This is a genomic window from Thermomonas sp., assembly GCF_041905325.1.
Taxonomy (GTDB): Bacteria; Pseudomonadota; Gammaproteobacteria; order Xanthomonadales; family Xanthomonadaceae; genus Thermomonas.
The window spans coordinates 87336-106229 of record NZ_JAYRLK010000006.1 but is presented as its reverse complement, the minus strand read 5'-3'; the positions used below and the strand labels follow the sequence as shown (position 1 = coordinate 106229).

Genomic DNA, 18894 nt, shown 5'->3' with positions numbered 1-18894 from the left:
CGGCAGCCGCCGGCTTCGGGGCGCCTTGTTGTCCACACCTTCCGATGCCGCGCCCTCCGCGCGCATCCCGCCAGGGATTGCACCCCTCATGCTCAACAGTTTGCTCACCAGTATCTTCGGCAGCCGCAACGAACGCCTGCTCAAGCAATACGGCGCCATCGTCAAGAAAATCAACGCGCTGGAACCGCAGATGCAGGCGCTCGACGACGCCGCGTTGCAGGCCAGGACCGCCGAGTTCCGCGCCCGCATCGACAAGGGCGAAACGCTGGACAAGCTGCTGCCGGAGGCGTTCGCGGTGTGCCGCGAGGCTTCGGTGCGGGTGTTCGGCATGCGCCACTTCGACGTGCAGATGATCGGCGGCATGGTGCTGCACTCCGGCAAGATCGCGGAAATGCGCACCGGCGAGGGCAAGACCCTCACCGCCACCTGTGCGGTGTACCTCAATGCGCTGGCCGGCAAGGGCGTGCACGTGGTCACCGTGAACGACTACCTGGCCCGCCGCGATTCGGCGCAGATGGGCAAGCTCTACAACTGGCTGGGGCTGAGCGTGGGCGTGGTCTATCCGGGCATGCCGCACACCGACAAGGGCCCGGCCTACGCCTGCGACATCACCTACGGCACCAACAACGAATTCGGCTTCGACTACCTGCGCGACAACATGGCGCTGGCGAAGGAGGATCGCTTCCAGCGCGGCCTCAACTTCGCGATCGTCGACGAAGTGGACTCGATCCTGATCGACGAGGCGCGCACCCCGCTGATCATCTCCGGCCCGGCCGACGAATCGCCGGAGCTGTACATCAAGGTCGATGCGGTGGTGCCTGCGCTGCGCCGGCAGGAGAACGAGGAAGCCGAGGGCGATTACTGGGTGGATGAAAAGCAGAAGCAGGTGCACCTGTCCGAAGCCGGGCAGGAACACGCCGAGCGGCTGCTGCGCCAGGCCGGCGTGCTGGGCGAGGACGAAAGCCTGTACGCCGCGCAGAACATCCACGTGGTGCACCACCTGAACGCGGCGCTGCGCGCGCACGGCATCTACCAGCGTGACGTCGATTACATCGTGCGCGACGGCGAGGTGATCATCGTCGACGAGTTCACCGGCCGCACCCTGCCGGGCCGGCGCTGGTCCGACGGCCTGCACCAGGCGGTGGAAGCCAAGGAGCGGGTGTCGGTGCAGCGCGAGAACCAGACGCTGGCGTCGGTGACGTTCCAGAACCTGTTCCGCATGTACAAGAAGCTGTCCGGCATGACCGGCACCGCCGATACCGAGGCCTACGAATTCCAGAACATCTACGGGCTGGAAGTGGTGGTCATCCCCACCCACCGGCCGATGGTGCGCAAGGACCACTCCGACCTGGTGTTCCTCAATCGCGCCGGCAAGTACCGCGCGGTGGTGAAGGAAATCCTGGAGTGCGCCGCCAAGGGGCAGCCGGCGCTGGTGGGTACCACTTCGATCGAAGTCTCGGAATTGCTCAGCAACGAGCTCAATGCCGCCGGCATCGCGCACGAGGTGCTCAACGCCAAGCAGCACGAGCGCGAGGCGCACATCGTCGCCAATGCCGGTGCGCCGGGTGCGGTCACCATCGCCACCAACATGGCCGGCCGTGGCACCGACATCGTGCTGGGCGGCTCGCTGGATGCCGTGCTGGCGGCGCTCGGCGAAGGGGCCGCCGAAAGCGACATCGCGCGCGCGAAGGACGAATGGCGGCAGCGTCACGAAGCGGTGAAGGCGGCCGGCGGCCTGCACATCATCGGCACCGAGCGCCACGAGTCGCGGCGCATCGATAACCAGCTGCGCGGCCGTTCCGGGCGCCAGGGCGACCCGGGTTCGTCGCGCTTCTACCTGTCGCTGGAAGACAACCTGATGCGCATCTTCGCCGCCGACTGGGTGAAGAAGGTGATGGAGCGGATGGGCCTGAAGGAAGACGACATCATCGAGTCGCCGCTGGTCACCCGCCAGATCGCCAACGCCCAGCGCAAGGTGGAGGCGCACAACTTCGACATCCGCAAGAACCTGCTGGATTTCGACGATGTCAACAACGACCAGCGCAAGGTCATCTACGGCCAGCGCAACGAGTTGCTGGAAGCCGACAGCATCAAGGACAACATCGACGGCATCCGCCACGACGTGGCCGCCGACATGGTGGACCGCTTCGTGCCGCCGGAGTCGATCGACGAGCAGTGGGACCTGCCGGGGCTGGAGGCCGAGCTGGCCGCCGAATTCGGCCTGCAGGTGCCGCTGGTGCAGCTGCACAAGGAACGCACCGAGCTGGATACCGCCGAGATCAAGCAGCAGGTGCTGGCCGCGATGGAGGCGTTGTTCGCGGACAAGGAAGTGCAGGTGGGCACCGAGACCATGCGCATGCTGGAAAAGCACGTGATGCTGAACGTGCTGGACCAGAACTGGAAGGAGCACCTGGCGCGCATGGACTACCTGCGCCAGGGCATCCACCTGCGCGGTTACGCCCAGAAGCAGCCGAAGCAGGAATACAAGAAGGAAGCCTTCGAGCTGTTCTCGGAACTGCTGGAGAAGGTCAAGCGCGAGGTGGTGTCGCTGTTGGCGCGCATCCGCATCCGCACCGAGGATGAGGTGGCGCAGGCCGAAGCGCAGGAACGCGCGCGCGCCGAGGCGGCTGCGCGGCAGATGCAGTTCCAGCATCCCGACATGGGCGGGATGGGGGCCGACGAAGAGGCCGCCGAGGTGCGCGAGGCGATGGCGCATGTCGGCCGCAACGACCCCTGCCCCTGCGGCAGCGGCAAGAAGTTCAAGCACTGCCATGGACAGCTTGCGTGATCCGCCGCCTCCCCTGCGTCCGCAGGGGGAGGCGAAATGCATGCACGTCGTCGCCGCCGTCCTGCGCGATGCGCGCGGGCGCATCCTGCTGGCACGCCGGACCGTGGGGCGCGACCTGGCCGGCCTGTGGGAATTCCCTGGCGGCAAGGTCGAGCCCGGCGAGGCCCCCGACGATGCGCTGGTACGCGAGCTGCGCGAAGAGCTGGGCATCGAGGCCACCGTGGGTGCAGCGGTCGCCTGCGTGGACATGGCCTATCCCGGCAAGCGCATCACCCTGGATGTACGCGAGGCTCGTTTCAGCGGCCAGCCACGTGGGCTGGAAGGACAGGCGCTGGCGTGGGTACCGCTGCGCAAGCTGCGTGACTACCCGATGCCGCCCGCCGACGTGCCGGTGGTGGATGCCCTGCTGCAGGCGCGGACGACACCCTAGCCCGGCGCAGGGCGCGCAGTGTCGTTGGCGGATTCTGCGGCGTCGCGGCGGCACGCCATAATGCCCGCATGAGCGATTACATCATCGGCCTGACCGGCGGCGTGGCTTCGGGCAAGAGCACGGTGGAAAACTGTTTCCAGGCGCTGGGCGTGTGCGTAGCCGATGCCGATGCCGCCGCCCGCGCGGCGGTGGCCGTGGGCAGCGAGGGCCTGGCCGAGGTCGTGGCCGCCTTCGGCACGGGCGTACTGGCTGGCGATGGCGGGCTCGACCGCACGGCGATGCGGCGTCGCGTGTTTGCCGATGCGTCGTCGCGTGCGCGGCTGGAGGCCATTCTGCACCCGCGCGTGCGCAGTGCCCTGGCCGCGACCTGTCGTGCCGCTCCCGGGCCGTATGCAGTGGCGTCGATCCCGCTGCTGGCCGAAGGCGGTGGACGCCAAGCCTATCCGTGGCTGGCGCGCATCCTGGTGGTGGACGCGCCGGAAGCCGTGCAGCTGACGCGGCTGTTGCAGCGCGATGGCATCGACGAGGCCTTGGCGCGCAGCATGCTGGCTGCGCAGGCCACGCGCAGCCAGCGGCTGGCGATCGCCGACGACGTGATCGTCAATGACGGCGCACGGGACGCGCTGCCCGCCCAGGTGGCGCTACTGGATCATGCGTATCGGGCATTGGCCGCGACCGCGGAAGCAGCGTCAGGCTAGCCCCGCAAAGCGCAGGTAAGCCGCCACCAGATCCTTGCCCCACATGAAGCTGATCCAGCCGGCCACGGCCAGGTAGGGGCCGAACGGGATCGGGGTGGCCTTGTCGCGGCCCTTGGCCAGCAGCCATGCGGTGCCGATCACCGCCCCCAGTAACGAGGACAGCAGGATCGTCGGCAGCACGCCGGCCAGGCCCGTCCATGCCCCCAGTGCGGCCAGCAGCTTGAAATCGCCATGGCCCATGCCTTCCTTGCCGGTGAGCTGCTTGAACACCCAGTACACCGACCACAGGCTCATGTAGCCGGCCATCGCACCCAGCAGTGCCGGTTTGGCCGGGATGTACAAGTGGTCGCTGGCGGCCACCAGCCCCAGCCACAGCAGGGGCAGGGTCAGTTGGTCGGGCAGCAGCTTGGTGCGCAGGTCGATTCCCGACAAGGCCACCAGGAAGCCGGTCAGCAACAGGGCGCCAAACCCCTTCCAGCCGAACCCGAAACGCCAGACGCAGGCCAGGAACAGCAGCCCGGTCAGCAGCTCCACCAACGGGTATTGGATGGAGATCGGCGTCCTGCAACTGCGGCACTTGCCGCGCAGGGCCAGCCAGCTGAGCAGCGGGATGTTTTCGAACCATGCCAACTGGCGGTTGCAGTGCGTGCAATGCGAGCGCTCGACCACGATCCCGGGTGGCGGCGGATCGTAGAGGTCGGGCTCTTCCAGGATTTCGCGGGCGTCGCGTCGCCACTGCCATTCCAGCCGTGGCGGCAAGCGCAGGATCACCACATTGAGGAAGCTGCCAACCAGCAGGCCAAGCCCGGCCGCAGCGGGATAGCCGAGGCCGGGGTGCGCGTCGAGGAATGCCATCTGGAAAGGGTGCCCCGCTTACATCACCGTCATCGCGATCTTGAAGATCGGCAGGTACATGGCCACCACGATCGAGCCGACCAGGCCGCCGATGATCACCATCACCATCGGCTCGATCAGGCTGGACAGCGCGTCGACGGTGTTGCTGACCTCTTCCTCGTAGAACTCGGCCACCTTCAGCAGCATGGTGTCCAGCGCGCCGGCCTCTTCGCCGATGGCGGTCATCTGCACCACCATGTGCGGGAACAGGTTGACCTGCTTCATCGCCACGTTGACCGGATAACCCACCGACACGTCGTCCTTCATGCGCAGCACGGCAGTTTCGTAGACCCTGCTGCCGGTGGCGCCGGCCACACTGTCCAGGGCCTCCACCAGCGGGACACCGGCCTTGAAGGTCACTGCCAGCGTGCGCGCGAAGCGGGCAATGGCCGATTCGTTCAGCACCTTGCCGATCACCGGGATCTTCAACAGCATCCGGTCGATGGTGTGCTTGAGCTTGCTGGAACGCTTGTAGGTGTAGATGAACATGCCGGCGGCGACACCGATGACGATGCCGATCAGCCAGAACCACTTCACCATGATGTCGGAAATGCCGAACACCAGCGCGGTGAATGCCGGCAGGTCGGCGCCATAGCTGGAGAAGGTCTCCTTGAAGATCGGCACCACGTAGACCATCAGCACGGCGCATACCGCTATGGCGACCGCGATCACGGTGGCGGGGTAGAACAGCGCCTTCTTGATCTTGCCCTTGATGCTCTCGATGTTTTCCTTGTACGTCGCGATGGTTTCCAGCACCGTTTCCAGCACGCCCGAGGCTTCGCCGGCGCGCACCAGGTTGCGGTACAGCTCGTCGAACTGCACCGGGAACTGGCTCATCGCCTCGTAGATGGACGCGCCGCCCTCGATGTCGTTGCGCAGGCTGTTGACCATCTTCTTCATGTTCGGGTTCTTGTTGCCGCCGCCGATGATCTCCAGCGCCTGCACGACCGGCACGCCGGACTTCATCATGGTGGCGATCTGGCGGCTGAACACCGCGATGTCGCGCGCGGAGATCTTCTTTCCGCTTCCCCCGAACAGCGGCTTGGGCTTCGCCTTGACCACGGTGGGGGTGATGCCTTGCTTGCGCAGTTCGGCGCGCAGCAGGTTGGCGTTGCGCGCCATCTGCTCGCCCTTCATCACCGTGCCGCGCTTGTCGCGGCCCTGCCAGACGAACTCCTCCAGCGGGTTCAGGCGGCGGGTTTCGGCTTTCTCGCGGACCTTGTTGATCGCGGCTCGGCGTGCGGACATGGGGCTCCCCTTCAATCCTTGGTGACGCGGTTGATCTCGATGAGGCTGGTGATCCCCTGTTTCACCTTGTCCAGCGCCGAACGCCGCAAATCGCGGACGCCGCTGCGCAGGGCGGCCTCTGTTATTTGCTGGACATTACCACCAGCGAGGATGATTTGCTGGATTTCGTCGGTCATCGGCATCACCTGGTAGATGCCGGCGCGGCCCTTGTAGCCTGCGGTGCAGTCCGGGCAGCCCACCGCCTCGTAGACGGTGATACCCGCGTGAACCTCGTCGGCGGTGAAGCCCTCGGCCTGCAATGCATGCTCCGGCAGGTGCACCGCGCGCTTGCAGTCATGCAGGCGGCGCACCAGGCGCTGGGCGATGACCAGGTTCACCGAGCTGGTGATGTTGTAGGGCGCGATGCCCATGTTCATCATGCGCGCGATGGTCTGCGGCGCATCGTTGGTGTGCAGGGTGGACAGCACCATGTGGCCGGTCTGGGCCGCCTTCACGGCGATTTCCGCGGTTTCCAGGTCGCGGATTTCGCCGACCATGATCACGTCCGGATCCTGGCGCAGGAAGCTGCGCAGGGCGGCGGCGAAGGTCATGCCGCGCTTGGCGTTCTGCTGCACCTGGTTGACGCCGGGCAGGCGGATTTCCACCGGATCCTCGACCGTGCTGATGTTGCGGGTCTCGTCGTTCAGGATGCCCAGCGCGGTGTACAGGCTCACGGTCTTGCCGGAGCCGGTGGGGCCGGTGACCAGCACCATCCCGTAGGGCTTGTGGATCGCATCCATGAACAACTTCTGCTGGTCCGGCTCGTAGCCCAGCTTCTCGATGCCCATCTTGGCCGCGCTGCCATCCAGGATGCGCAGCACGATCTTTTCACCGAACAGGGTGGGCAAGGTGCTGACGCGGAAGTCCACCTGCTTGCCCTTGCTGATGTTCAGCTTGATGCGACCGTCCTGCGGAATGCGCTTTTCGGCGATGTCGAGTTGCGACATCACCTTCAGGCGAGCGGCGATGCGAGCATGCAACTTCACCGGAATCTTCTTGGCGATGCGCAGGATGCCGTCGATGCGGTAGCGCACCCGGTAATCGGTTTCGTACGGCTCGAAGTGGATGTCGGACGCGCCGCGGCGAATGGCATCCACCAACGACTTGTTGACGAACTTCACCACCGGCTTGTCGTCGCCATTGGCGTCCACGCCGGTATCGCCGCCGAAATCCTCCTCGCCGCCGCCGACCTCCAGCCCCTCCAGCCCCTCGCTGTCATCCAGCTCGCCGGCCAGCGTCTCCGCCGCTTCCAGCCACTGGTCCAGGCAGCGCTTGATGCGCTCGGCATCCACCAGGATGGGTTCCACGGTCAGGTTGGTGTGGAACTTGAGCTCCTCCAGCGCCTGGTTGTTGGTGGGGTCCGAGGTGCCCACGAACAGCCGTCCGCCGCGTTTGAACAATGGCAGCACGTTGTGTTTGCGCAGCAGGTCTTCCTTGACCAGGGCGATGGCGGACTGCGCCGGATCGATGGCCAGCGCATCCACCAGCGGCATGCCGAACTCGGTGGAGTTGGCCGCGGCCAGCGCTTCCGGCGTCACCAGCCGGTGCGCGACCAGGTAGTTGGGCAGCGGCGAACGCTCCGCCGTGGCTGCATCCATGGCCTTGCGCGCCGCAGACTCGTCCAGGGCGCCGTCGAGCACCAAGCGCCGGGCAATGCCGGTGATGCCCATCAGGTTGGGAGTGGTGGCGGTGTTCATGGTGGGGTGTCTCGACGGGAACGACAAGACTTTAGCGTAAACGAGCGGGCGCGCGTTTGGCGTGTCGGATGTTCGCCAGAGGTCTGGCGGTCTGGCCGTGCGGCTCGCGCACCGACGCGTGGCCCATGCGGCAAAACGGCCCGGCGCTTGGCGGCGCGGTTTCACGGTAATCTAAAGGCATGGGGAACCACGCCGCACTCAGCATCATCCTGCCCGCCAAGAACGAGGCCGAGGGCCTGCGTGGCACCTTGCCGGCGTTGCGGCTGGCGTATCCGGACGCCGAAATCATTGTCGTCGATGACGGCTCTACCGACGATACCGCCGCTGTGGCGGAACAGGTCGGAGTCCGCGTGCTGTCTTCGCCCTATTCGATGGGCAACGGGGCGGCCATCAAGCGGGGCGCCCGCGCGGCAGGGGGGAGCATTCTGGTGTTCATGGATGCCGATGGTCAGCATGGCCCGGAGCATGTGGGGGCGCTGCTGGCCAAGTTGGACGAAGGGTATGACATGGCGGTGGGCGCGCGTGACCGCAGCGGTCAGGCCAACCTCCAGCGCGGGTTGGCCAACGCCTTCTACAATCGTCTAGCCAGCTGGATGACCGGCCACCGTATCGCCGACCTCACCTCCGGCTTCCGCGCAGTGCGTGCCGACAAATTCAAGGAATTCCTGCATCTGCTGCCCAATGGCTTCAGCTATCCCACCACCAGCACCATGGCGTTCTTCCGCAGCGCCTACCCGGTTGCGTATGTGCCGATCCCGGTGGCCAAGCGGGTGGGTACCGGCAGCCATATCCATCCATTGAAGGATGGTCTGCGCTTCTTGCTGATCATTTTCAAGATTGCCAGTCTGTACTCGCCTCTGAAGTTGTTTGTGCCTGCGGCGGCTGCGTTTTTCATCGCTGGAATCGGGTGGTACGCATGGACGTTCCACGAGGCAGGTCGATTCACGAACATGAGCATGCTTCTGCTCAGCGCGGCGGTGATCGTTTTCCTGATCGGGCTGGTATCTGAGCAGATCACGAATCTCACCTATTTGAAGCAGTAGCGGGAAACGGCATCGGGCTGGTGATTGCGTGATTCAAGCGTGTTGTATCAGCGTGGTCATCGGGCCGGCTTGTCTGCTGGCGCATTGCGGAAGGCAGTCGACGTGAAGGTATGGGAAATGTGAATATTCCTGCGCTCGTACTCATTACGACATCTTTTCCCATCAAGGGTGATGGAAGTGAGGCGGCTGGTTCGTTCGTGGTCGATCTGGTCGAGGAACTGGCGAGGCATCTTCCCGTTCGAGTCGTGGCGCCTGGCCGCACCAGCGGACAAGAGCGCTGGTCGGTGGGAGTGGAAGTTTTTCGTTATGCGGCGCCAGATCGGCCGCTATCCACGCTGAAGTACTGGCATGCAAGAGATTTATGGTGGGTCGTGCGGGTGCTGCGTGGCGGGCAGGCTGCCGCGCGTGCGGCAGCATCTGGTCCCGTAGCGCATATCCTGGCGCTATGGGGGCTGCCAAGCGGGGAGTGGGCGCGGAGAATTGCGTCAGAGCGTGGCGTCGATTATTCGGTATGGATGCTGGGAAGCGATGTCTGGTCGCTAGGGAAGGTGCCTTTCGTTCGGAGTCTGCTGGTCAGGGCAATCAGGCACGCCAGGCATGCATATGCCGACGGATACCTGCTCGCCGACGATGCGCGTCGCATAGCAGGTGTCCCGGTTGAATTCCTGCCAAGTACGCGACGAATTGGGTTGGTTGAGCGCTCGGCGCCACGCGGAAAACCGCCGTATCGTTTGCTTTTCCTAGGTAGATGGCATCCGAACAAGGGGGTCGATCTGCTGCTCGACGCACTGGAACTGCTTGGCGACGCCGACTGGCAAGCAATTGAACGGGTCGATATCCAAGGGGGGGGCGCGCTTGAGGGGCTTGTGCGCGCAAGAGTCTCAATGCTTCAGAGCATCGGGCGTCCAGTCGAAGCCGGAAGGTATCTGACGAAATCAGAAGCGGAAACAGCAATCACTGATTCGGATTGGGTTCTCATACCTTCACGCATCGAGAGCATTCCGGTGGTTTTTTCCGATGCAGTGAAGCTGGGGCGACCGATAGTGGCGATGCCGGTTGGGGATTTGCCCAGGCTCTTCTCCCAGCACGATATCGGATGCCTCGCGTCGGGCGTGAGCGCAATGGAGTTCGCGCATGCCTTGATCGCGGCGATTCATGGTGACGCCACTCGCTTCGGTCGTGGGCTGCAGGAGGTTGCTAGTTATTTCAACATCCGGGAAAACGTGGCAAATACTATTCTGAATGCGTTGCCGATACGAACTAGTGAGTGCTGATTGATGACGACAAAAACACGTGGCTACCAGCGGGATTTCTCCAGCATCCATTCGGAAATGTATTCGGATGAGGGGCGTGCCAGGAAGGCGGCTACCATGCGCATCATCTTGGCCGAAGCCTTCGGTGACAGGCTTCGAGATCTGCATGTTCTCAACGTGGGGTGCTCCACGGGGATTATCGATTCAGAGCTTGCTTCCGCAGTGGGGTTCGTGACCGGGATTGATATTGATGTCGATGCGATCAGTTTTGCCAGAAATAATTACAGTGTCCATAACCTGGAATTCAGGGTTGGGGATGCAATGGATATTGATCTTCCGGACGCGAGTTGCGATGTGGTGATATGCGCGCAAGTTTATGAGCACGTCCCGGATCCCGTGCGGCTCATGAGTGAAATAGAACGGGTGCTGAAGCCGGGTGGGGCGTGCTATTTTTCCGCAACCAACAGGTTCAACATCATCGAACAGCACTACAAGCTCCCCTTTCTTTCGATTGTTCCAGTCAGTTGGGCGAATCGCTATCTGCAATTGCTTGGGCGCGGGCGATTTTATTATGAGAGGCACATGACTCATGGCGAGTTATGCCGGCTCGTTGGAAGGTTCGATGTCGAAGACATCACTCCGAGGCTGCTGGATGATCCTGGCCGCTATGCGGCAGGGTACATGTTTTCCGGGATGAAGCTGGTGATTGCGCGAATTCTGCGGAGGCTGGCTTATCAGTTTTTCCCGGGATACATCTGGCTGCTCTGGAAGCGGTGACTGTTACCGGTGGTCATTCGATTTTTTCGCATGCAGTCCACCTGTGGAGGCCGTATTTGCGCCACCACCTGTCGCGATCTTGTTCGAGCGGACGGTCCATCCACAAGGCAAGCCTGGAAAGCGCATCGAAAGCGAAATGCCAATGTCTGCACAGCAGAAGGGCGGGCAGCAGCATCGTTGTTCCCGCGTTGCTCCCGCAGGCGGTGACTCGCCAGGAGCATGGAATCATTCCATGGAGATCTGGGCGGGACAAGCCGGAAACAGCTAGCTGCTGGGATTTTTTTTTCCGCAGGAAGAAACGGGAAATCCTATTGAACTCCGAACCCGCCTCCAGCAGAAGGATTCGCGCACCGGGCTTCAGGCTGTCGTCAAGCAACTCGAGCCCCTTGGTGGCGTCGCATATTCCGATGTACATGAGCGAAGTGACGGAATAAGCGGCGGAAAGGCTGGCAGTGGAGAAGGGGGGCTTTGCAATCGAGCCGCGGATTGCCAGGCCGTAGTCGTCTTGATATTTCCTGCAAAAGCCATGCTCGTAGTCGAGGCCTGCCACGTTGTGGATTCCCATCGCGACGACCTCATGCGCCATGCGGCCATATCCGCAGCCAAGGTCGGCGACCCATGCGCCAGGTCGATCTGCAAGTGGTGCGAGTAGCCAGCGCAGCAGGGATCGATGCCATTTGTCGATCAGCCCATTTACTGGGGGGGGCAGGTTTCGAAGCAGAACTGCTTGCGGGACATTGCCAAATTCCGCCTGTCGAACGGACCAGTCCGTCTGCATCCGGATGTCTGACGATGCGGGCTGATCCGCTTCTCTTTTGATTGCTGGATTCACTTTCCATTCCTAAGGCGCAACGCGGCCCACAGCAGGGGTATTGCCATTACGTCTGCCAAGGTCAGGGCAATGCGCATCACGATGGCCCATATCAAGAGGGATGCGGCCGGTATTCCATGGAGTCCGCCAAGCCAGATAAAAGCCGCTTCGCGCACAATCAGGCCGGAAGGCGCGAATACCAAAATCGAGCCTGCGATGGAGGCAAGCAGATAGCTTGCGCCCAGCCAAAGGGCCTCCGAGATGCCGTGGTCGGTTCCTGTGATGAGGAGCCACATTGCAAAGAACGGAATCCACTGGAGGGCAAGAAGCAGCATGCAGAGCAAAGAGTTGCGACGGTCGTCATCATCTTGTTGCATCTGCGATGGCTGGGGAGATGCTTGGAGCTTGATTGCGCTCCCGACATACAAGAGTAGGCGGTTGCCGGGCCGACTCCAGAGCAGAGGTATTGCCGCAGGTGCCAGCAAGAGGAGCCATGTGGCGTTCAACATGGTCGCCGCCAGAATGGAGATTGATATGAAGCCGGCCCACGCATAGACAAGCACCGTTTGCAGCAATGTGGCTTTAAGGACTCTGGTAATCCCTATTGAGGGCCCGAGCATCTGCGATTCAAGTATCACGCCGAAAATCTTGCCGGGGATATAGCGCGCCACCTGGCTGATCGCATAAGCATAGCGGGTGAGGCGTCGATCTATTTCAATGCCTTTGGCGTGTTGTGCGAGAATTTCGGCGTGAAGGCTTGCGGTGATGAGCGTGGTAAGCGTCGCCAGGGAGGCTAGGGATGCGTATTCCGGAAGATGGACGCTGGTCCCGGTCGTGAGGAGTGTTTCCATTTGCTCGCGCAATGCATGGATCACGAAAATGAGTCCGCTGCCCATCAGTAATGTGCTGATAATGTTCTTCAGCCATGGTCTGCGTGAGTTGATTGAATTGATTCGCGTCGAGGCGTGCTGCAACAGTGCGGTTAGCCTGCCGCAGATTCGGTGGGCTTGATGTCGCACGAGTGCGCTTCTTTTGTTCAAGCGAACTGGCTCCTCGTTGCCCGTATTACGCGGATCAGGTCGCATTCCGTCAGCTTCTGCGATAGCGGCAAGCTTACGGTTTCACGCCCAATTCGCATCGCGTGGGGCCATTGCTGTGGCTGCCAGCCAAAGCGCTGCTGGTAATAGGGATGTTCTGCCAATGACAGATAGTGCACGCCGGTGCCAATACCGGCGGCAGTCATGCGGTTGAGGAAGTCATCGCGGGAGATGCGGCAAAGCGCTTCATCTACCCTGACCGTGAACAAATGATAGGCGTGCCGCGTGCCGGTTTCGGGTGCCGCCGGAAGGCCAATAGGGAGGTCGGCGAGTTCCTGCATGTAACGATTCCATACCTGCTCACGGCGCTGCCAGTTGGCTTCGATGCGCGCCAGCTGGTGGATTCCTATGGCGGCCTGCAGATCCATCATGTTGTACTTGAAGCCCGCTTCGACGACCTGATAGTGCTTGTATCCCTTGTCGCCAAAGCGGTGCCATGCGTCCTTGCTCATGCCGTGCAGCGCGAGCATGCGGGCGCGGGCGACGAGCGAATCATTGCGGCCGAGGATCATCCCGCCTTCGCCGGTGGTGATGTTCTTGGTGGCATAGAAGCTGAAACAGCCGAAGTCCCCGAACCTGCCAGCCTTGCGGCCGTGGTATTCGGTTTCAATCGCGTGTGCGCAGTCCTCGATGACGGCCAGACCGTGCTTGTTGGCGATCGCCATGATCGCGTCCATGTCACAGGGACGTCCTGCAAAATGAACCGGAAGGATGGCGCTGGTGCGCGGGGTGATGGCTGCTTCGATGGCGGCCGGGTCGATGTTCTGCGTGACTGGGTCGACGTCAGCCAGTACCGGTGTCAGGCCTGCGTGGATGATGGCGTTGGCCGTGGCGCAAAACGTCAGTGGGGTGGTGATGACCTCGCTGCCGGGCTCCAGTCCGGCGGCCACCATGCTGACATGCAATGCGGCCGTGCAGGAATTGACTGCTGCCACGTGTGAAGAATCGGTGCTTTTGTAACGGGCAAAATCTGCCTCGAACTGTGCTACCCGCGGCCCAGTCCCCAGCCACGAGGACTCCATGCAGGCCACGACCTCATCGATCTCGTCTTGCGCTATCAGCGGCGACCCAAATACAAGAAATGACTGTTCGTCGTTGTTGATCGTGTTCATCATGCGTGCTCCTGTCGGGTGGCGGAGACAGTTCTTGGGATGCATTTGACCATTTTGGCCCGCCCATGACCCACAGCCCTTTGCCGGTGATGCGGATCTCGCAAGGATAGGCGATGGCATGCTTGCGTTTGGGCTGCGCGCGGCCACCCCTTGTATCGAGTGAATTTTTTGGCCAGGGTTCATCGTGCGGAAGGACGCCCCGCCCGGAATCAGAAACCGGAGGAGGTGGAATCCGGCGCATCCCGGGGCTGCTCCAGTTTGCCTGCCATCGCCTTCGCCAACGACGCTGCGAAGCTGCCGCTCAAGTGCTGGTTGTCCCGGAATACCACGTGTCCATCGATCTCCGCCCGGCATGTTCCGGCAGGACAGATGCGGGCGTTCAGATCGAGAATGCGTACATTCGGGAAGCGCACGGCAGCGGTTTGCAGCCAGCTCTGGATAGCAGCGGCCTGTGCGTTTGCGGCAGGTGCGCCGCACGAGTCAAATCGCCTTAGCCACGCGGGGCGCAGGGCGTGGCGCATCAGGCAATCCGGGCCGTTGAAAGGCAGACTGGGTGTATCGGCCAACAAGAAAATGCGCCCGCTGGCCGGACTGAGTCGCTCCAGTATCCGGATAGTGCCTGTGGTCCACTGTTGCTGGGTGAAGCCGGCGTCCGCGCTGCCGAATATCACCAGATCAGGCTTCATGTCACGAACGCGCGCGATTGCGGCATCGCGCCACTGGCTGCATTCGGTGTACTCGCGACCAATGCGGGCGTAGAAAAATGGTTCGTCCACCATCGGGCACGAAGACTTGGTGACGACCAACAGTCGCCAGCCCGGTTTCCGCAATGCTTCGCGAACGGCTGGGAACCACTGGCCTGCGTGGCTGTCGCCGATCAGTATCGCAGTATGTTCTGCGCTCTCATCGCCAAAGCTGCAGATGCGTACGTTGGCGCTGTGATACCACTCGTCGCATCCCATCGCGTAGATGATGGGGGCATCACCGCGGGCGGCGGCATAGCGCTGGAGTTGCGGTGAATGCAAGGCGCGCTCTGCTTGTCGTGACCAGTGGCTTCCCAGCAGGCCGATCGCGGCCATGCTGGCCAGCGATGCGAGTGCGGCTGCGCGTGGAAACACCAGCCATTGCTTCCAACGGCGTAATGGCGCTTCCACCAGAGCGTGCGACAGCGCTGCAAGCGTCAACGAGATCGCAACCAGCAACGCACGGTAGGCGGGAGACAGATTGCCGGTCACGGAATAGCCCAATAGCAATACTGGCCAGTGCCACAGATACCAGGAATAGGAGATCCGTCCCAGCCACTGCAATGGTGGGCGCGACAGCAGGTGGTAGCTGCCCCTCTGGCCGGATGGCAGGCTACCTGCCAGCACCACCAACCCCGTCCCCAGCGTGGGCAGGATGGCCCACGCACCGGGGTATGAGCGCTGCGCATCCAGCCATAGGCCGCAGACAAGAATCAGCCCCAGCCCCAGCAGGCCCAGTGCGGGGGCGGCACGGGCGATGAGGGGGGGCGGCTGCGCGCTGCGGGCAAACACCAGCCAGGCCAGCGCGCCGGTGGCAAACTGCCATGCCCGCAGCGGCATCATGTAGAAGGCCAGCAACGGTTCCATCCGCGTGAGTTGGATGCAAGCCAGCAGGCTGGCCAGCAACACCGTCAACATGCCGATTCTGAGCCGTGCCAGGCCGCGCTCGCTATCCCGTGCCAGCAGCCACAGCACCAGCGCCGGCCAGAGCAGGTAGAACTGTTCCTCCACGCCCAGCGACCAGGTGTGCAGGTACAGGTTGCTCTCGCTGCCAGCGGAAAAATAATCCAGGTTGCCAAGCGCGAAATGGACGTTGCTCAACCACAGTGCCGCCATCCGTGCAGTGGCAAGCTGCGGGGAGAGTTCAAGGGGCGACAGCAGCCAAGTGGATGCCAGCCCGACTACCAGCAGCATAAGCAGCAACGCCGGCAACAGCCGTCGCAGTCGGCGCACGTAGAACGGCAGCAGGTGGATACGCCCCGTGGCGGTGGCTTCCTGGACCAGCTTGCCGGTGATCAGGAAGCCCGACAGGACGAAGAACACGTCCACGCCCACGAAGCCACCAGCCAGCCATGGCACACCGGCATGTGCTGCCACCACCAGGATGATGGCGATTGCACGCAGACCTTCGATGTCGGGGCGGAAGCCCAGACCTGCTCCAGGTACCTGCTCATGTGGCAGCGGTCGCATTACGGGAGTGGGTGGGGAGTGGCGGCGGCCTTGCCGATCTTGGCTGAAGCAAGTTGCTCGATCCGGCTGGCCAGGTCGGGCCGGCGTTTTTCGCGCAACTCGCTGGATAGTTGCTGGGGGAAGGGGTCGCGCGGGGATGCGCCCTGAATGGCGGCCACGAAGTAAGGCATCGCCAAATCCGGTTCCGCCAGTTCATTCATGACGAAATAGCCGATCTGGGCATTCTGGAAGGGTTCGAGGTTTGCGCGGCGCGACAGGGTGGCAAGTGCTTTGAGCAATTCCACCTTGTTCAGCTTGACCCCTTTTTGTGCGTGATAGGTGAGGATGGTGGGCGCGCGCTGATTGTCCCAGCTCATCTGCACGTTCTCCAGCCGGTGCTGGAACAGATCCCAATCGTTCTGGTTGATGTTGCCCTTGAGGGTTTTCAGGACCACCAGCAGCGCAGCACTGTTGAGGGCATAGGGCGCAAGCGTTGCCCCGCTGCTGCAAGCGGAGATGGCTTGATCCAGTCGCGTATTGCTTTTTGTGATGCCGCCGCCCAGTTTGAACTGGCTGGCACACAGCTGCATCCATGCACGGGCCGAATGCGGTGCAGCCTCGGTGACGGCCTTGGCCAGCAACAGGTTGTTGCTCCAGCTGTGGGCACGCACGAGAGTGGATCCGGCCAGTCCGGCCAGCAGTGCGATGCAAAATCCAACCTGGACAAGCGGGTGAAGTTGCAAGCGCTGATTGGCTGCGGCCAGCAGGCTGCCGACGGCCAGTACTGCACCAATCAGGGCAAAACTGTTGCGATGTTCGAACGCCAGCTCCAGCCCGATGACGTTGCTGGTGATGAAGTGTGCAGAAAAAAACAGAAACACCCCCAGCGCGAACAACGGCATGCGCTTGCGGAGGCGCCACGCCCCACCCAACAGTGCCAGCAGCAGCACGATGGCGGGCAAGGTCGTCCAGGGGTGCAGCAATCCGCGGGAAGGCTGTAGCCAGTCGTAATAGAACGGCATGTGCGAGGGTAGTGGCACCAGGATCTGCCACAGGTACAGACATAGCACCCGTGCCTGGGTCAGCAGGCGTTCCGGTGTCGAGAAGTTGCGGGCGTCATAGGCGCTCCAGGACCAGTAATGGGGGATGACCACGAACAAATACAGCGCCACGCCGGCCAATAGGGCGAACTGGTAGCCCTTCCGCCAGCGCCGGGCCAGCGCGGCGTCGGCGGCGGCAAAGTGCAGCACAGTGAGTTCAAGCGCCAAGGTATAGGCGGGTAGCTGGGCGGAATCTTCCTTGCAACTCATCGCCACGGCCCATAGCAGCATGGCGGCCATCAGCCCGGTGCGGCCGCGACGGCCTTCGATTTGTGCCTGCCGCGCATGCAGGTAGGTCAGCAGCGCCAGTACCAGGAACAGTGTGCCCAAGGTTTGCAGGCGCTGGACTGCGTAGAGCACGGACGACACCTGCAATGGGTGGGCAGCCCAGGCAAACGCCAATGCCGGGGCCAGCCAGCGCGTCCGTGCAACGGTGACACCGGCCATTTGCAGCAGGCTGCGGAACAGCCACAACAGCGCCAATGCGGTCAACGCGTGGATGACGATATTGGTGATCTTGAACGTTGCAGGATCCGCGCCCCCTGCGCGCCAGTAGTCCAGCGCAAAGGTCAGGGTGGGTAGGCCGCGCATCTCCCCGGAAATCTGTGGGGTGGCAATCACTTTGGCCAAGCCATCCAATGTCAGCTGTTTCAGCTGAATGGATTCGTTGTTGACAATGTTGGGAGCATCGTCGAATACGAATTCTCCAGGCAAGCCCGGGACAAATAGCAGGCCAGCAAATAGCGACAACAGAAGGCTTGTAATCAAGAATTTGCGAATTGCTGGAGAGTCTGCCTGAGTCTGGGGCATGAGAGGCGAGTGGTGGCGGGTAGCGGATGAGCTTAACGGAGGAAGCGCGACCCTGCTCTGCCCCGGATATCAGTTCAGGGTGCAACTAGCGGTATTCATGTCGCAGGTTACGGTGCGCACGTATGGTGTCCTTGGCGTGGCCGTAATGTTTACGCCAATAAAGGTTGCCGTATCAATCGCGGAGCACGCATTTGCAGTTGCGTTAGGAGGCGTGCTGTTGTTGTAAATCGCTGCCAGCGAATAGTTGGCGTAGTTTTTGGCTTCGGCTAGGCAGGCGGTTTCGGATGAACGAATGCGATAGCTGTTGTAGGCCGGCAGGGCGATGGCGGCGAGGATGGCGATGATGGCTACCACAATCATCAGTTCGATCAGTGTGAAGCCAGACTGAGTGTTGCGCATGGTACGGCTCCAATAGAGGCGTGGCATGGCGTCTCAAGCAAGAACCGGGCCGTTGTCATTTGAGGTGGATGGGGTGGCAAAAAGCTGGCATGGACTCCCCAAAAAAAAGCCCCTCTTTCGAGGGGCTCCGGTAAGGCGGCAGGCCAGAATTACTGGAGACTGCAAGTTGCGGAGGTGACGTCACACGCGGGGTGACGCTGGCCGGCGGGGTTTGCGGTCGCAGTGAAGGTGCCGGTGGACGGGGTGCCGCTGCCGCAAGCTGCGGCGGTGTAGGTCGGGATGGTCATGGCGTTGACCGATGAGGCCAGGTAGGCGTTCATGGCGGCCTTGGCTTCGCCCAAGCATGCATTTTCAGCAGCACGCACGCGGTAGTTGTTGTACGCCGGCAGCGCGATGGCGGCCAGGATGGCGATGATCGCGACGACGATCATCAGTTCGATCAGGGTAAAGCCTTGCTGGTTCTTCATGGTGTATCCCCTAGGGTTGGTGTGGGTGGCTCACGTGTC

General features: G+C 62.4%; 13 protein-coding genes and 3 pseudogenes. 6 read left to right on the top strand and 10 right to left on the bottom strand.

Going from position 1 to position 18894, the window contains the following annotated elements; all coding sequences use genetic code 11:
* Positions 1-88: 88 nt before the first annotated feature.
* The 3 genes and pseudogenes from secA (at position 89) to coaE (ending at position 3916) form a co-directional block, all read left to right on the top strand.
* Positions 89-2788 (top strand): preprotein translocase subunit SecA, encoded by a 2700-nt coding sequence (gene secA / locus ACE3OK_RS08485; protein WP_374249105.1) that lies wholly within the window; start codon positions 89-91, stop codon positions 2786-2788.
* A pseudogene (gene mutT / locus ACE3OK_RS08480) lies at positions 2772-3200 on the top strand (8-oxo-dGTP diphosphatase MutT); the annotation flags it as partial. The gene secA and the pseudogene mutT, both read left to right, overlap by 17 nt.
* 86 nt (positions 3201-3286) lie before the next feature.
* Positions 3287-3916, top strand: a complete 630-nt coding sequence (gene coaE / locus ACE3OK_RS08475) for a dephospho-CoA kinase (RefSeq protein WP_374249104.1) — start codon at positions 3287-3289, stop codon at positions 3914-3916.
* Here coaE and ACE3OK_RS08470 read toward each other — a convergent pair.
* The 3 genes from ACE3OK_RS08470 to pilB are packed head-to-tail and all read right to left on the bottom strand — an operon-like array spanning position 3908 to position 7794.
* Positions 3908-4771 carry an A24 family peptidase gene (locus tag ACE3OK_RS08470; RefSeq protein WP_374249103.1) on the bottom strand — a complete coding sequence of 288 codons (864 nt, stop codon included), beginning with the start codon at positions 4769-4771 and terminating at the stop codon, positions 3908-3910. The two genes, coaE and ACE3OK_RS08470, sit on opposite strands and share 9 nt — an antisense overlap.
* 18 nt (positions 4772-4789) lie before the next feature.
* Positions 4790-6058: a type II secretion system F family protein gene (locus tag ACE3OK_RS08465; RefSeq protein ID WP_374249102.1), complete on the bottom strand. Its 1269-nt coding sequence runs from the start codon at positions 6056-6058 to the stop codon at positions 4790-4792.
* Positions 6059-6069: 11 nt separating this feature from the next.
* Positions 6070-7794, bottom strand: a complete 1725-nt coding sequence (gene pilB / locus ACE3OK_RS08460) for a type IV-A pilus assembly ATPase PilB (protein WP_374249101.1) — start codon at positions 7792-7794, stop codon at positions 6070-6072.
* A 179-nt stretch (positions 7795-7973) separates the two neighbouring features.
* Between pilB and ACE3OK_RS08455 the strand changes: the two genes are divergently transcribed.
* The 3 genes from ACE3OK_RS08455 (at position 7974) to ACE3OK_RS08445 (ending at position 10867) form a co-directional block, all read left to right on the top strand.
* A complete protein-coding gene (locus ACE3OK_RS08455) occupies positions 7974-8837 on the top strand; it encodes a glycosyltransferase family 2 protein (protein WP_374249100.1) in 864 nt (287 codons plus the stop codon).
* Between the two features lie 119 nt (positions 8838-8956).
* Positions 8957-10111, top strand: coding sequence for a glycosyltransferase (locus ACE3OK_RS08450; protein WP_374249099.1), 1155 nt, complete (start codon positions 8957-8959; stop codon positions 10109-10111).
* 96 nt (positions 10112-10207) lie between these two features.
* Positions 10208-10867: a class I SAM-dependent methyltransferase gene (locus tag ACE3OK_RS08445; RefSeq protein WP_374249098.1), complete on the top strand. Its 660-nt coding sequence runs from the start codon at positions 10208-10210 to the stop codon at positions 10865-10867.
* Positions 10868-10880: 13 nt separating this feature from the next.
* On the opposite strand, the gene ACE3OK_RS08440 is transcribed toward ACE3OK_RS08445, so the two are convergent.
* The 7 genes and pseudogenes from ACE3OK_RS08440 to ACE3OK_RS08410 form a co-directional block, all read right to left on the bottom strand.
* Positions 10881-11699: a class I SAM-dependent methyltransferase gene (locus ACE3OK_RS08440; RefSeq protein WP_374249097.1), complete on the bottom strand. Its 819-nt coding sequence runs from the start codon at positions 11697-11699 to the stop codon at positions 10881-10883.
* Positions 11696-12718 carry a hypothetical protein gene (locus tag ACE3OK_RS08435; protein ID WP_374249096.1) on the bottom strand — a complete coding sequence of 341 codons (1023 nt, stop codon included), beginning with the start codon at positions 12716-12718 and terminating at the stop codon, positions 11696-11698. Before ACE3OK_RS08435 ends, ACE3OK_RS08440 begins: the two co-directional genes overlap by 4 nt.
* A complete protein-coding gene (locus tag ACE3OK_RS08430; protein WP_374249095.1) occupies positions 12715-13887 on the bottom strand; it encodes a DegT/DnrJ/EryC1/StrS family aminotransferase in 1173 nt (390 codons plus the stop codon). Before ACE3OK_RS08430 ends, ACE3OK_RS08435 begins: the two co-directional genes overlap by 4 nt.
* A gap of 209 nt (positions 13888-14096) precedes the next feature.
* Entirely contained in the window at positions 14097-16100 is a 2004-nt protein-coding gene (locus ACE3OK_RS08425) for an acyltransferase family protein (protein WP_374249094.1), read from the bottom strand.
* A complete protein-coding gene (locus ACE3OK_RS08420) occupies positions 16100-17989 on the bottom strand; it encodes a hypothetical protein (RefSeq protein WP_374249093.1) in 1890 nt (629 codons plus the stop codon). Before ACE3OK_RS08420 ends, ACE3OK_RS08425 begins: the two co-directional genes overlap by 1 nt.
* 296 nt (positions 17990-18285) lie before the next feature.
* Positions 18286-18388: pseudogene (locus ACE3OK_RS08415) on the bottom strand (prepilin-type N-terminal cleavage/methylation domain-containing protein); the annotation flags it as partial.
* Positions 18389-18756: 368 nt separating this feature from the next.
* Positions 18757-18855 (bottom strand): annotated as a pseudogene (locus ACE3OK_RS08410) (prepilin-type N-terminal cleavage/methylation domain-containing protein); the annotation flags it as partial.
* Positions 18856-18894: the final 39 nt, after the last annotated feature.